Source organism: Falsiroseomonas sp. (assembly GCF_051860665.1).
In the GTDB taxonomy this organism is placed as follows: domain Bacteria; phylum Pseudomonadota; class Alphaproteobacteria; order Acetobacterales; family Acetobacteraceae; genus Falsiroseomonas.
This window is the reverse complement of the sequence record NZ_JBHYDM010000004.1, coordinates 161,180-174,116: the sequence shown is the minus strand read 5'-3', so window position 1 is coordinate 174,116 and position 12,937 is coordinate 161,180. Positions and strand designations below refer to the sequence as shown.

12 protein-coding genes are annotated in these 12,937 nt (G+C 71.2%); 8 read left to right on the top strand and 4 right to left on the bottom strand.

The window, feature by feature from the left end:
• Positions 1–32: 32 nt before the first annotated feature.
• Positions 33–1,235, top strand: coding sequence for an MFS transporter (locus tag ACTIF1_RS05920; protein ID WP_439595461.1), 1,203 nt, complete (start codon positions 33–35; stop codon positions 1,233–1,235).
• A 73-nt stretch (positions 1,236–1,308) separates the two neighbouring features.
• Here the strand turns inward: ACTIF1_RS05920 and ACTIF1_RS05915 are convergent, their stop codons facing one another.
• From ACTIF1_RS05915 to hisC, 3 genes are read right to left on the bottom strand one after another with little or no spacing between them, the layout of a single operon-like run.
• Positions 1,309–2,172, bottom strand: a complete 864-nt coding sequence (locus ACTIF1_RS05915) for an LOG family protein (protein ID WP_439595460.1) — start codon at positions 2,170–2,172, stop codon at positions 1,309–1,311.
• Between the two features lie 3 nt (positions 2,173–2,175).
• On the bottom strand, positions 2,176–3,063 hold the full coding sequence (locus ACTIF1_RS05910; protein WP_439595459.1) for a prephenate/arogenate dehydrogenase family protein: 888 nt from the start codon (positions 3,061–3,063) through the stop codon (positions 2,176–2,178).
• Positions 3,056–4,141, bottom strand: coding sequence for a histidinol-phosphate transaminase (gene hisC / locus ACTIF1_RS05905; RefSeq protein WP_439595458.1), 1,086 nt, complete (start codon positions 4,139–4,141; stop codon positions 3,056–3,058). The genes ACTIF1_RS05910 and hisC overlap by 8 nt, the downstream gene beginning before the upstream one ends.
• 159 nt (positions 4,142–4,300) lie before the next feature.
• Between hisC and metX the strand changes: the two genes are divergently transcribed.
• Positions 4,301–5,440: a homoserine O-acetyltransferase MetX gene (metX, locus tag ACTIF1_RS05900; RefSeq protein WP_439595457.1), complete on the top strand. Its 1,140-nt coding sequence runs from the start codon at positions 4,301–4,303 to the stop codon at positions 5,438–5,440.
• A 97-nt stretch (positions 5,441–5,537) separates the two neighbouring features.
• Here metX and ACTIF1_RS05895 read toward each other — a convergent pair whose 3' ends face one another.
• Positions 5,538–7,100, bottom strand: coding sequence for an ABC transporter substrate-binding protein (locus tag ACTIF1_RS05895; RefSeq protein WP_439595456.1), 1,563 nt, complete (start codon positions 7,098–7,100; stop codon positions 5,538–5,540).
• A gap of 167 nt (positions 7,101–7,267) precedes the next feature.
• Between ACTIF1_RS05895 and ACTIF1_RS05890 the strand changes: the two genes are divergently transcribed.
• The 6 genes from ACTIF1_RS05890 (at position 7,268) to ACTIF1_RS05865 (ending at position 12,936) form a co-directional block, all read left to right on the top strand.
• The gene (locus ACTIF1_RS05890; protein ID WP_439595455.1) at positions 7,268–8,143 is read left to right on the top strand and encodes a metallophosphoesterase family protein; all 876 of its coding nucleotides are present in this window, start codon (positions 7,268–7,270) and stop codon (positions 8,141–8,143) included.
• A 143-nt stretch (positions 8,144–8,286) separates the two neighbouring features.
• Positions 8,287–9,312, top strand: coding sequence for an ABC transporter substrate-binding protein (locus ACTIF1_RS05885; RefSeq protein ID WP_439595454.1), 1,026 nt, complete (start codon positions 8,287–8,289; stop codon positions 9,310–9,312).
• A gap of 12 nt (positions 9,313–9,324) precedes the next feature.
• Positions 9,325–10,278, top strand: coding sequence for an isopenicillin N synthase family dioxygenase (locus ACTIF1_RS05880; RefSeq protein ID WP_439595453.1), 954 nt, complete (start codon positions 9,325–9,327; stop codon positions 10,276–10,278).
• Between the two features lie 101 nt (positions 10,279–10,379).
• A complete protein-coding gene (kdsA, locus tag ACTIF1_RS05875) occupies positions 10,380–11,231 on the top strand; it encodes a 3-deoxy-8-phosphooctulonate synthase (RefSeq protein ID WP_439595452.1) in 852 nt (283 codons plus the stop codon).
• Positions 11,228–11,962: a 3-deoxy-manno-octulosonate cytidylyltransferase gene (locus ACTIF1_RS05870; RefSeq protein WP_439595451.1), complete on the top strand. Its 735-nt coding sequence runs from the start codon at positions 11,228–11,230 to the stop codon at positions 11,960–11,962. The genes kdsA and ACTIF1_RS05870 overlap by 4 nt, the downstream gene beginning before the upstream one ends.
• On the top strand, positions 11,959–12,936 hold the full coding sequence (locus tag ACTIF1_RS05865) for a KpsF/GutQ family sugar-phosphate isomerase (RefSeq protein ID WP_439595450.1): 978 nt from the start codon (positions 11,959–11,961) through the stop codon (positions 12,934–12,936). Before ACTIF1_RS05870 ends, ACTIF1_RS05865 begins: the two co-directional genes overlap by 4 nt.
• The last annotated feature ends 1 nt before the right edge of the window (position 12,937 follow it).

Below are 12,937 nucleotides of genomic sequence, written 5' to 3'. Positions count from 1 at the left end.
CAGGGCGGGGCCCGAGGCGCCAGGATCAACCGATGCAGGCATCGTTCCAGGGCTGGCGCGTGGTGGCAGGCGCCTTCCTGCTGGCGATCTTCGCCTGGGGAATCGGCTTCTACGGGCCGGGCATCTTCATTGCCACGCTGGCGGAAAACCGCGGCTGGCGGCTCGGTCTGCTTTCGGCGGCGGTCACCTGGCACTTCCTGGTGGCGGCCGCGCTGGTGGCGGGGCTGCCGGACTGGCACCGGCGCTGGGGCATCGCCGCGGTGACGCGGGCGGGGGCGCTGGCCTCGGCGGCCGGGCTGCTCGGATGGGGATTCGGTCATCTTCCGGCCCTGCTCTTCGCCGCGGCCACCCTGACCGGCATGGGCTGGGCACTGACCAGCGGGGCGGCGATCAATGCCATGCTCTCCCCCTGGTTCGACCGGCGGCGGCCGGCGGCGCTCGCCATGGCCTTCAACGGGGCGAGCCTGGGCGGCATCCTGATGGTGCCGCTCTGGGCTTGGCTGATCGCGGGCTTCGGTTTCGGGGCGGCCACCGCGGTGGTGGCGGCGCTGCTGCTGGCGGTGGTCTGGCCGCTGGCCGGGCGGGTGCTGGCCAGGGACCCGGCGGCATACGGCCAGCAACCGGATGGCCGGCTGGGCCCGGCCCCGCCCGCGCCGCCGGCCGCGCCCGCGCGCAGCCGGGGGGCGCTGCTGCGGGACCCGCTGTTCCGCGGCCTGTCGCTGGCCTTCGCGCTGGGGCTTTTCGCGCAGATGGGGCTGGTGACGCATCTGGTCTCGCTGCTGGTCCCGGCGCTGGGGCCCCGCGGGGCGGGGCTGGCCATGGCACTGGTCACGGTCTTCGCCCTGCTCGGCCGGACGGTCACCGGCTGGGTGCTGCCGGCGGGGCGGCGCCGGCGCTGGGCGGCGGCGGCCACCTTCGCGGTGCAGATGGCGGGCAGCCTGGCGCTGGTCTCCGCCGGCGGATCCGTGCCGCTGCTGCTGGCGGGCTGCGCCCTGTTCGGGCTGGGGGTGGGCAATCTGCTGTCGCTGCCGCCGCTGATCGTCCAGGCGGAGTTCCCGGCACCCGAGGTCGGGCGGGTGGTGGCGCTGATGCAGGCGATCAACCAGGCGCTCTATGCCTTCGCCCCGGCCGCCTTCGGCCTGCTGCGGGAGGTGGCGGGCGCCGAGGCCGCGCTTTGGGCGACGCTGGCCTTGCAGGGGGTGGCGGGGGTGCTGGTGCTGCGGCGGAGGGGGTGACAGCCCCCAACCTCCCGCTTCGCGGGCCCCTCCCTCCCCTGCGAAGCGGGAGAGGGTCGGGGTGGGGGCCAACTCAGCGTCGAACCCGCCGCCTCGGCGCCGCACTCACCTCCGGGCGGTCGGCCGGCGGCGTATGGGCCTGCAGCCCGCGCCGGACCAGCGCCGCCCAGCCCTCCTCCGGCTCGTCCACCACCTCGAACAGGTCGAGATCCGCCGGATCGATCATGCCGTGCCGGGCCATGGCGCGGAAATCCACCACCTCGTTCCAATAGGCACTGCCGAAGAGCACGATGGGCAGGGGGCGTGCCTTGCGCGACTGCACCAGCGTCAGCAGTTCGAACAATTCATCGAAGGTGCCGAAGCCGCCCGGGAAGACCGCCAGCGCATTGGCCCGCATCGCCAGGTGCATCTTGCGCATGGCGAAGTAGTGGAAGCGGAAGGTCAGCGCCGGGGTGGACCATTCATTCGGCGCCTGCTCATGCGGCAGCGTGATGTTGAAGCCGATGGAGGGGGCGCCGACATCCGCGGCGCCACGATTGGCCGCCGCCATGATGCCCGGCCCGCCGCCGGTGGCGATCACATTGTCCCGCGGCCCGCCGCTTTCCGCCAGCGCACCGCCACGCAGGCTGACGATGCGGGCGAAGGCGCGGGCCTTGTCGTAATGGGCGGAAAAATCCAGCCGCTGCCGGGCCAGGCGGCGTGCCTCCGGCCCCGTGGCCGCGGCCAGCGCGCGTTCCGCCTCCTCCGGGCTCGGCACCCGGGCGCTGCCGAAGACCACGATGGTGGAGCGCACGCCCCAGTCGCGCAGCGCCAGCTCCGCCTTCAGGTATTCCATGCCGAAACGCGCCGAGCGCATCTCGTCGCGCAGCAGGAATTCCATATCCTCCACCGCCAGCAGCGTGCTGCGGTTCGGCTTCGGGGGCGCGGACTTCGCCATCGCTCAGGCCTGCTTGCGCTCGATCAGGCCCTTGCGGATCTTGCGGCCGCGCTGGATGCGGTCCTCGATGAAGCCGGCCTCGCCCCAGCGCACGGCGCGGCCCAGCGCATGCGCATCCTCGGTGAAGCGGGCCAGCATCTCCAGCAGCGCCTCCCGGTTGTTCAGGAAGACGTCGCGCCACATGGTGGGGTCGCTGGCGGCGATGCGGGTGAAGTCGCGGAAGCCGGAGGCGGCGAATTTCAGCACCTGCTCCTTCGTCTCCTCCGCCAGGTCATCGGCGGTGGAGCAGATGGTGAAGGCCAGCAGATGCGGCAGGTGGCTGACGATGGCCACCACCTTGTCATGCGTCGCCGGGTCCATGGTCTCGATCATGCTGCCGCAGCGTTTCCACAGCTCCCGCACCGCCTCCACCGCCGCGGGATCGGCCTCCGGCCCCGGGGTCAGGATGACGTAGCGGCCCTGGAACAGCTCGGGAAAACCGGCATCGGGGCCGGAGAACTCGGTGCCGGCCATCGGATGCGCCGGCACCAGATGCACCCCCTTCGGCAGCAGCGGGCCAAGGTCGCGAAAAACGCTCATCTTGGTGGAGCCGACATCGGTGACGATGGCGCCCGGCTTCAGATGCGGCGCGACCTGGGCCATCACCTCCGCATTCGCGCCGACCGGCACGCAGAAGACCACGCAATCGGCACCCTCGACCGCCTTCGCGGCATCGGCCTCCACCACATCGGCAATGCCCAGTTCCCGCACCCGCGCCAGCGTCGCCGGCGTCTTGGCATGGGCCACCACGGTGCGGGCGATATCGCCCCGCACCCGCGCCACCCGCGCGAGGGAGGAGCCGATCAGCCCGACGCCGAGCAGGCAGAGCCGGTCGAAAAGGGGCTCAGCCATTTCGGCAGAATTCGGACAGCGCCTCGATCACCATCTGGCATTCCTCGGCCGTGCCGATGGTGATGCGCAGGCAGGCGCCCAGGCCGTAGGAGACCATGGCACGCACGATCAGCCCCCGCCCGCGCAGATGCGCATCCGCCGCGCGGGCCCGCTCCGCCGCCCCGAAATCGACCAGGAGGAAATTGCCCTGGCTCGGCCAGACCTTCAGCCCCGCCGCCTCCAGCGCCGCGGCCACCTTGGCGCGCCATTCGGTATTGTGCGCGACCGAGGCCTCGATCCAGCCCGGCTCCGCCAGCGCCGCGATGCCTGCCACCATGGCGGCACCGCTCACATTGAAGGGCCCGCGCACCCGCCCCAGCACATCCACCACTGAAGGCGGCGCATAGCACCAGCCCAGCCGCATCCCGCCGAGCCCGAAGATCTTGGAGAAGGTGCGGGTCATCACGGTGTTGTCGCCGGCATCCACCAGCGCCTGGCCCGGGTCGTAATCCGGCAGCGTGACATATTCGGCATAGGCCGAATCCAGCACCAGCAGCACATCCCCCGGCAGGCCGCGCCGCAGCCGCACCAGTTCCGACTGCGGCAGGATGCTGCCCGTCGGGTTGTTCGGATTGGCCAGGAACAGCAGCTTCGTCCGTGGCCCGACCGCGGCCAGCAGGCCGTCCACATCGGCCCGCAGATCCTTCTCCGGCACCTTGATGACCCGGCAGCCGGCCCAGCGGCCGGCCAGGTCGTACATCAGGAAGCCATGGGCGGACATGACGATCTCCGTCCCCTCCCCGCCATAGGCCAGGATCAGCAGGGTCAGGATCTCGTCCGAGCCATTGCCGCAGACGATCCGGGCCGGATCCAGCCCGAAACGCGCGCCGATCGCCTCCCGCAGCGCCGTCGCACCGCCATCCGGGTAGCGATGCGCCTCCCGCGCCGCATGGGTGATGGCCGCTATCGCCCCCGGCGGCGGGCCGAAGGCCCCCTCATTGGAGGAGAGCTTGATGATGCGGTTGACCCCCGGCACCTTCGACTCACCGCCGACATAAGGCTCCACCGAGAGGATGGACGGGCGCGGCATGACGCTCATGGGGGCTGATCCGGCTGGAAGAGAGGCGCCCTGCATAGACGCAGCACAGCCCCCCGCCAAGGCGGCGCCACCCCGCCGGCAAGCGGATCGTCCCGTCAGCGGTTGCCCCCCAGGGTCCGCGGCCCTATTTCTGGCCCCGTCCAAGATCCCCGGGATTGCATGACCGAGGCCCTCGCCCGCACACCGCAGATCGACCACCAGCGCGCCATCTTCCCGGCGGGGCTGGCCCTCGATTCCGGCGCGGTCATCGCCCCCCTCGCCGTCGCCTACCGCACCTACGGCAAGCTGAACGCCCAGCGCAGCAACGCCGTGCTGGTCTGCCACGCCCTGACCGGCGACCAATACGTGGCCGAACGCCACCCCATCACCGGCAAGCCGGGCTGGTGGGACGCCGTGGTCGGCCCCGGCAAGCCCGTGGATACCGACCGCTTCTTCGTCATCTGCGCCAATGTGCTCGGCGGCTGCATGGGCTCCTCCGGCCCCGCCGAGCCCATGCCGGATGGCAGCCGCCCCTACGGCACCGACTTCCCCTCCATCACCATCCGCGACATGGTCCGCGCCCAGAAACTGCTGGTGGACCACCTCGGCATCAGCCGGCTGCTGGCCGTGGTCGGCGGATCCATGGGCGGCATGCAGGTGCTGGAATGGGCCGCCACCTACCCCGAGATGGTCGCCGCCGCCGCCCCCATCGCCTGCGCCACGCACCACTCCGCCCAGAACATCGCCTTCCACGAGGTCGGCCGCGCCGCCATCCACGGCGACCCGGACTGGCTCGGCGGCCGCTACTGGGAAGACGGACGCATCCCCGCCAAGGGCCTGTCCGTCGCCCGGATGGTGGCGCACATAACCTACCTCTCCGAAGCCGCCCTGGGACGCAAATTCGGCCGCCGCCTGCGCGGCGCCTCGGCGCTCACCTTCCTCGAAGACGTCTTCGAAGTGGAAAGCTACCTGCGCCACCAGGGCAGCACCTTCGTCCACCGCTTCGACGCCAACAGCTACCTGACCATCACCCGCGCCATGGACTACTTCGACCTGGCCCTCGAACACGGCGGCGACCTGCCCTCCGCCTTCCGCAACACCAGCACCCGATTCCTCGTCGCCTCCTTCAGCAGCGACTGGCTCTTCCCCACCGAGGAATCCCGCGCCCTGGTCCGCGCCCTGAACGCCGCCGCCGCAAACACCTCCTTCATCGAAATCTCCACCGACAAAGGCCACGACGCCTTCCTGCTCGACGAACCCGTCTTCCACCGCGCCCTCGGCGGCTTCCTGCGCGGGACGGCAGAACGGGTGGGGGTCTGAGCCCGGGGGGCTGGTGCGCTGGCGATTGCAGGGGGACAGCGTCCCCCTGCAATCGCCAGCGCGCCCGCCCCGGCTCAGCCCCGCGCCTGCTTCGCCGTCACGTGAAGCGCAGGTTATCGGGGCGGAGGTCCATGAAGTAGAAGGTGTAGGGGCGCCAGTCGATGTTGCGGCGCATCGCGTAGAATTCGGCGGGTTGGTAGAGCACGGTGCCGGGGGCTTCGTCTTCGAAGGCGTTGAGCATGGCTTCGAAGAGGGTTTTGCGGCGGGCGGGGTTGGTTTCGGCTTCCAGGGCGCGGCCGGCGGCGTTGAAGGCTTCGGTGCTGCGGAAGGCGCCGCTGACCTGGAAGTAGCTGGAGGGCCCCCAGGAGATCCAGAGGGCGCCGAGTGGGTCGGGCAGGCGGGTGGAGTTGGAGTTGTTGCCGATCTGCTGGCCGGCGGCGCGCATCTGGGCGAAGTTCTCGACCACCTGGAGTTTCGCGTTGATGCCGACCTCGCGCCACATCTCGATCGCGACCTGCGCGGCGCGCAGCGCGTTGGTGTAGTAGTTCGGCATGGTGCGGTAGGTGATTTCCTGGCCGTTGTAGCCGGCCTGGCGCAGCAGGCGGCGGGCCGCGGCGGGGTCGTGGCGCAGGCTGCGGCCTTCCAGGAACATCGGGCCGTATTCGGGGTAGTTGTGGCCGGGCGGCACCACGGCCTTGCCGTCCCAGAGCGTGTCCACCAGCAGCTGGCGGTCGAGGGCCAGGCCGAGCGCCTGGCGGATGCGCTTGTCGCCCATGCCGGCGCCGCGTTCGTCGAAGGTCAGGACGTGGGCATTGGCCAGCACCACGTCGCGCACCACGATGCCTTCGGCGCGGCGGAGTGCGCCGATCTGGTCGGGCGGGACATTGGTGATGAGGTCGACGTCGCCGGCCTGCAGGGCGGCGACGCGGGCGGCGAGTTCCGGGATCTGGCGGAAGACCACGCCGCGCGCGGTGGGGCGGCCCATCCAATAGTCGTCGAAGGCGTCGAGCACGATGCGCTGGTCGGCCTGCAGGCTGCGCACCTTGTAGGGCCCGGTGCCGATGGGGGCGCGGGAGAAGCCTTCGAAGCCGAGCTCCTCATAGGCGCGCTTGTTGACGATCCAGCCGCACCAGCTGGCCAGCCGCTGTTCCAGCAGCACGTCCGGCACGCGGGTGGTGAAGCGGACGGCGTTCTCGCCCACGGCTTCGACGCCGGCGAGGGTTGCGAAGTAGGAGCGGGCCTCCTTCATCAGCGCGTCCGGGCCGAACATGCGCTGGGAGGTGAAGGTATAGACCACGTCCTCCGCCGTCATCGGGTCGCCGTTGTGGAAGCGCACGCCGGGGCGGAGCTGCAGGACGAGGGAGGAGGGGCTTTCGCGTTCCCAGCTGGTGGCGAGATGCGGCTTCAGCGTGGCGCCGCCGCCATCGGGGCTGCCGAGGAAGTCGCGGCGGATCAGCGTGTCGAAGATCGAGTAGGTGACGCGGGTGCCGACGTTCGACAATTCGCGTGCCGGCTCCAGCGTGGGCGGCACCTCGGCGACGCCGATGGTCAGCAGCGGGCGGGTGGCGGAGGGGCCTTGTTGGGCCGGGGCGGGGCGGGCCTGCACCAGGGCAGGCAGGGCCAGGCCGGTGGCGAGCAGGCTGCGGCGGGGAAGCATCATGGCCGGGGTCCTCCGGAAGTTCGGCGCGGCGGAACCTGCCAAAACTCGGTGATGGTCGGGCGACGGTTCGGCGACGGGACGATGACGTCGCGCGGTTGACGCGAAACCGTCATCGCCGCGCAGCCTGGGCCGCGGAGACTGCGCGGCTTCACGACGAGGCTTTGCACATGCCGCCCATCCGCCTGGTGCATGTGACGGATACGCATCTCTCCGCCACGCATGATTTCTTCGCCGACAACTGGGCTGCCTTCGCGGCGGAGATGGCGGCGGCGCCGCCGGATTTGCTGGTGCATGGCGGCGACCTGTCCTTCAACGGGCCGGTGGCGGAGGGTGATTTGGCCTTCGGCGCCGCCGCGCTGGCGCGGCTGGGCCTGCCCTGTCGGGTGATCGCGGGGAACCATGATGTGGGGGAGGCGCCGGCCTTCTCGCGGCTCGACCAGCCGGTGAATGCGGCGCGGCTGGCGGCCTGGCGGCGGCATGTGGGGCCGAGCTGGTGGCTGCAGGACCTGGGCGCGTGGCGGCTGGTGGGGCTGGACACCGCGCTGATGGGCAGCGGCCTGGCGGAGGAGGCCGAGCAGGCCGAATTCCTGGCGGGCGCGCTGGCCGGGCGGGAGGGGCGGCCGGTGATGGTCTTCGTCCATATGCCGCCCTTCGACGGCGATGTGGCGGATGCGGGTTTCAGCACCTCCGTCATCCCGCATGGGCCGCGGGCGGCGCTGCTCGATACCTGCGCGGCGGGCGGGGTGAAGGTGATCGCCTGCGGGCATCTGCATGTGTATCGGCGGCTGCGCCATCGCGGCATGGAGATCGTCTGGGCGCCGCCCACCGCCATGGTGGATGTGCAGCGGCAATTGGCGCGGCGGCGGCGCTTTCCGCGGCCGGGCTATGTGGAATGGCTGCTGGAGGGGCGACGCGCGAGGCATCGGCTGGTGGAGCCGCCGCGCATGTTCGTGATCGACATGTCCGGCTGGACCTCGGTGCATGGCGGCACGACGACGACCTTGCCGCCGCGGGGCGCGGGAAAGGCACCGCAGGAAAGCTGAAGCGCGCGGCAGTGGGGCGGCCCGGCTGCCCGAATTTGCGGCGGCGTCGGCGCCAGGGGCGGGGCCAGGCGTGGCCGCGTTCTTGCTGGACCCCGGGCACCGGCCGGTCGCGCAGACCGGACCGTGCAAGGGGATTTCCGCGCATGACCCTCTCCCGCCGCACCCTCGGACTGGCCGGTGCCAGCCTGCTCGCCGCCCCCCGCATCGGCATCGGCCAGACGCTGCCACGCGTGAAGTACCAGGTGGACTGGGCCTTCCAGGGCCCGAATGCCTTCATGCTCTATGGCCGCCAGCGCGGCTTCTTCCGCGAGGCCGGCATCGATATCCAGATCGATCGCGGCTTCGGCTCCGGCCGGGTGCCGATCGACGTGGCGGGTGGTGCCTATGAAATCGCCCAGGCCGATATCAACCCGGTCATCAAGTTCATCGCCGAGAACCCGAATGCCGGGCTGGTGGTGGTGGGCGTCTTCGGCGACCGCAGCCTGCTCTGTGCCACGGTGCGCGCCGATGGCCCGATCCGGACGCCCAAGGATTTCGAGGGCAAGACCCTGGCGGCGCCGGACAGCGACGCCGGCCGCCAGATCTTTCCGGCCTTTGCCCGCGCCGCCGGCTTCGATGCGAGCAAGGTGAACTGGCTGACGGTGCGGCCGGAGCTGCGGGAGCCGATGCTGGTGCAGGGCCGGGCGGAGGGCATCACCGGGGCGGCCACCAGCACGGGCATGTCGCTGAAGGCGCTGGGGATGGATTGGCCGCAGCAGCGCATCCTCTGGTACCGGGACTACGGCCTGCCGCTCTACGGCACCTGCTGGTTGACCACGAAGGACTATGCCGCCCGCAATCCGGAGCTGGTGCGGGCGGTGGTGAAGGGCGGCATCCGGTCGCTGCAGGCCGCCTATGCGGACCCCGCCGCCTGCATCGCCGGGCTGAAGGCGGCGGAGCCGCTGACCGATGTGGCGATCGAGGCGGAGCGGCAGATGGTCTCCTTCCGCGAACAGATCGCCTCGGACCACGTCACCGCGCATGGGCTTTCGGCGGTGGATCCCGCCCGCTTCCAGCTCGGCCTGGCGGCGGTGGAGGAGGCCTATGGCATGACGCCGAAGCTGAAGCCGGAGGATGTCTACACCGACGCCTATCTGCCGCCCGCCGCCGAGCGGCGCCTGACGGCCTGAGGCGGGGGCGGCATGGACGCGATCCCGACCCTCGACTTCGCGGCCTTCCGGACCGGGGATGCGGCGGCGCGCGGCGCGGTGGCGCAGCAGCTGGGTGCGGCCTTCGAACGCTACGGCTTCATCCAGCTGACCGGCCATGGCGTGCCGCAGCCCGCGCTGGATGGCGCCTTCGCCGCGGCCGAGGCCTTCTTCGACCGGCCCGAGGCCTTCAAGCGCCTGGTGCAGGACCGGCGCAACAACCGGGGCTATATCCCGATGTTCGACAGCGCCCTGCCCGGCCAGAAGCCGGGTGGGCATGAGGCCTTCTCGGTGGGTCACCTCACCCGCCCGGCCGACCCGGCCTTGCGGGACCTGCCCTTCCATGCCGAGACCCCCTGGCCGGAGATGCCCGGCTTCCGGGCGCGGATCGAGGGCTGCTATGCCGCCATGTACGCCCTGTCCCAGGACATCCTGGCCGCGGTGGCGCTGCATCTGGGCGTGGCGGAGGACTTCTTCGTCGAGGCCTCCCGCGAAAGCTATTCCAATATGCGCGTGGTGCATTACCCACCGGCGGAGGCGGTGGCGGAGGTCACCGATATCGGCGTGCGCGCCCATGCGGATGAGGGGCTGATCACCCTGCTGATCCAGGACATGAATGGCGGGCTTTTCGTGCAGGGGCCGGCAGGCGACTGGCTGCCGGTTGTGCCGAACCGCGACGCCATGGTGATCAACGTAGGCAAGCTGCTGCGGCGCTGGACCAATGGGCGCTACCAGGCGGCGCTGCACAAGGTGGTCAATACCAGTGGGCGGGAACGCTATTCCATCCCGCTCTTCGTCCACCCCTCCTACCACACCCGCATCGACCCAGCCTCCCTGGTGGGCGAGGCGCCGGCCGGGCCGGAATTCGAGCCGATCGTGGCCGGGGAGCGGGTCTATGCCAATTTCAAGGCCCGGCGGGTGTCCTGGCAGGAGGCGGAAAAGGCCTGAAAGGGCTGGGCGCCGGCCGAGGGTAGGCGCCCGCCCCCCCGCATGCTAACCGCCGGCCTCCCGGCCCGGGCCGCCGCCCGGCCGCATCCGTGAGGCCCGGCATGTCCCAGATTCTCCCGCAGCAGGTCGTGCAGATCGGCCCGGTTTCGTTCGGCAACCACCTGCCCATCGCGCTGATCGCCGGCCCCTGCCAGATGGAAAGCCGCGCCCATGCGCTGGAGACGGCGACGGCGCTGAAGGAGATCTGCGGCCGGCTCGGCATCGGGCTGATCTACAAGTCGAGCTTCGACAAGGCCAACCGCACCTCCGCCACCGCCGCCCGCGGCATGGGCATGGCCGCCGCGCTGCCGGTCTTTGCCGAGATCCGGGACAGCCTGGGCCTGCCGGTGATCACAGACGTGCATGAATCGCAGCAATGCGCGCCCGTCGCCGAGGCGGTGGATGTGCTGCAGATCCCGGCCTTCCTCTGCCGCCAGACCGACCTGCTGCTGGCCGCCGCCGCCACGGGCCGGGCGGTGAACGTCAAGAAGGGCCAGTTCCTGGCACCCTGGGACATGAAGAACGTCGCCGCCAAGCTGACCGGCGCCGGCAATCCGAATGTGATGCTGACCGAGCGCGGCGCCTCCTTCGGCTACAACACGCTGGTCTCCGACATGCGGTCCCTGCCGATCATGGCGGCCCAGACCGGCCTGCCGGTGATTTTCGATGCCACCCATTCGGTGCAGCAGCCGGGCGGGCAGGGCACCTCCACCGGTGGGCAGCGCGAATTCGTGGAAACCCTGTCCCGCGCCGCCTGCGCGGTCGGCGTCGCCGGGCTGTTCATCGAGACGCATGAGGACCCGGACAATGCGCCTTCGGACGGCCCGAACATGGTCCCCCTGGCGCAGTTCGAGGCGCTGATCCGCCGGCTGATGGCCATCGACGCCCTGGTGAAGGGTTTTGCCACAGCATGAACCCCGTCATCCTGATCCCGTCGCGCATGGCGGCCACAAGGCTTCCGGGCAAGCCACTCGCGGAAATCCACGGCGCGCCGATGATCGTGCATGTCTGGCGCCGGGCGATGGAGGCCGCGATCGGCCCCGTGCTGGTGGCGACCGACAGCCCGGAGGTGGCGCAGGCCATCCGGGCCGTGGGCGGCGAGGTCGCGATGACCCGCGGCGACCACCCCTCCGGCACCGATCGCATCGCGGAGGCGCTGACGGCCTGGGACCCGGAAGGCCGCTACGACACGGTGGTGAATGTGCAGGGCGACCTGCCGACCATCGCGCCGGCGGCGATCCGCGCCTCCCTCGGCCCGCTGGCCGACCCGGACGTGCACGCCGCGACGCTGGTGGCCGAAATCCATCGCGAGGAGGAGCGCACGGCACCCTCCGTGGTGAAGATGGTGGGCAGCGAGATCGCGCCCGGCCGCTTCCGCTGCCTCTATTTCACCCGCGCCACGGCGCCGACCGGCCCCGGGCCGCTCTGGCATCACATCGGCCTCTACGCCTGGCGCCGCGGGCCGATGCTGCGGATGGTGGCGCTGCCGCCCTCGCCGCTCGAGGTTAGAGAAAAACTCGAACAGCTGCGGGCGCTGGAAGCCGGCATGCGGATGGATGCGGTGGTGGTGGACGACGTGCCGCTCGGCGTCGATACGCCGGAGGACCTGGAACGGGCGCGCGAGATGCTGCGGGGGCGGGCATGAGCCAGGCGGAGCGCATGGCGATCCTGCGCGGCACCGTGGCGCTGGAGGCGGCAGGGCTGCAGGCGCTGGAGACGGCGATGGGCGGGCCGCTCGGCCCGCGGGTGCTGGCGGCGGTCGATCTGCTGCTGGGCCTGCAGGGCCGGCTGATCCTGACCGGCATGGGCAAGTCCGGCCATATCGCGCGCAAGATCGCGGCGACCTTGGCCTCCACCGGCACGCCCTCGCACTACGTGCATCCGGCGGAGGCCAGCCACGGCGACCTCGGCATGGTGACACGGCAGGATGCGGTGATGGCGCTGTCCTGGTCCGGGGAGGCGCCGGAGCTGGCCGCGATCATCGCCTATACGCGCCGCTTCGCCGTGCCGCTGATCGCGCTGACGGCGGGCGAGGAGAGCGCGCTGGGCAGCGCGGCGGATATCTGCCTGACCATGCCGCGCATGGCGGAGGCCTGCCCGCATGGCCTGGCGCCCACCACCTCCACCACCATGACGCTGGCGCTGGGGGATGCCATCGCCATGGCGCTGCTGGAGGCGCGGGGCTTCTCGCCGCAGGATTTCTCCGAATTCCACCCCGGCGGCAAGCTCGGCGCGCGGCTGCGGCGGGCGCGGGACCTGATGCATGGTGCCGATGAACTGCCGCTGGTGCCGCTGGATGCGACGCTGGCGGAGGCGGTGGTGAACATGACCTCCCGCCGCTTCGGCGTCACCGGCATCACCGCCGCCGATGGCACGCTGGCCGGCATGCTGACCGATGGCGATGTGCGGCGCGCGCTGCAGAAGGGCGTGGCCATGGACAGCCCGGTGGTCTCCGTGATGACGGCGACGCCCCGCACCACGGCGCCGGAGACGCTGGCGGCGGAGCTGCTGGCGGTGATGAACGAGGCGCGGATCACCTCGCTCTTCGTCGTCGGGCCGGACCGCGTGCCGGTCGGCATCCTGCACCTGCACGACCTGTTGCGCGCCGGCGTCGTCTGAA

What these genes read in the sequence shown, in the direction of transcription:
- ACTIF1_RS05880 (WP_439595453.1), top strand. Translation starts at nt 9,325, where the DNA reads ATGGACGCGATCCCGACCCTCGACTTCGCGGCCTTCCGGACCGGGGAT.
- ACTIF1_RS05915 (WP_439595460.1), bottom strand. Translation starts at nt 2,172, where the DNA reads ATGGCGAAGTCCGCGCCCCCGAAGCCGAACCGCAGCACGCTGCTGGCG.
- kdsA (WP_439595452.1), top strand. Translation starts at nt 10,380, where the DNA reads ATGTCCCAGATTCTCCCGCAGCAGGTCGTGCAGATCGGCCCGGTTTCG.
- ACTIF1_RS05910 (WP_439595459.1), bottom strand. Translation starts at nt 3,063, where the DNA reads ATGGCTGAGCCCCTTTTCGACCGGCTCTGCCTGCTCGGCGTCGGGCTG.
- ACTIF1_RS05890 (WP_439595455.1), top strand. Translation starts at nt 7,268, where the DNA reads ATGCCGCCCATCCGCCTGGTGCATGTGACGGATACGCATCTCTCCGCC.
- ACTIF1_RS05920 (WP_439595461.1), top strand. Translation starts at nt 33, where the DNA reads ATGCAGGCATCGTTCCAGGGCTGGCGCGTGGTGGCAGGCGCCTTCCTG.
- ACTIF1_RS05870 (WP_439595451.1), top strand. Translation starts at nt 11,228, where the DNA reads ATGAACCCCGTCATCCTGATCCCGTCGCGCATGGCGGCCACAAGGCTT.
- ACTIF1_RS05885 (WP_439595454.1), top strand. Translation starts at nt 8,287, where the DNA reads ATGACCCTCTCCCGCCGCACCCTCGGACTGGCCGGTGCCAGCCTGCTC.
- hisC (WP_439595458.1), bottom strand. Translation starts at nt 4,141, where the DNA reads ATGAGCGTCATGCCGCGCCCGTCCATCCTCTCGGTGGAGCCTTATGTC.
- ACTIF1_RS05895 (WP_439595456.1), bottom strand. Translation starts at nt 7,100, where the DNA reads ATGATGCTTCCCCGCCGCAGCCTGCTCGCCACCGGCCTGGCCCTGCCT.
- ACTIF1_RS05865 (WP_439595450.1), top strand. Translation starts at nt 11,959, where the DNA reads ATGAGCCAGGCGGAGCGCATGGCGATCCTGCGCGGCACCGTGGCGCTG.
- metX (WP_439595457.1), top strand. Translation starts at nt 4,301, where the DNA reads ATGACCGAGGCCCTCGCCCGCACACCGCAGATCGACCACCAGCGCGCC.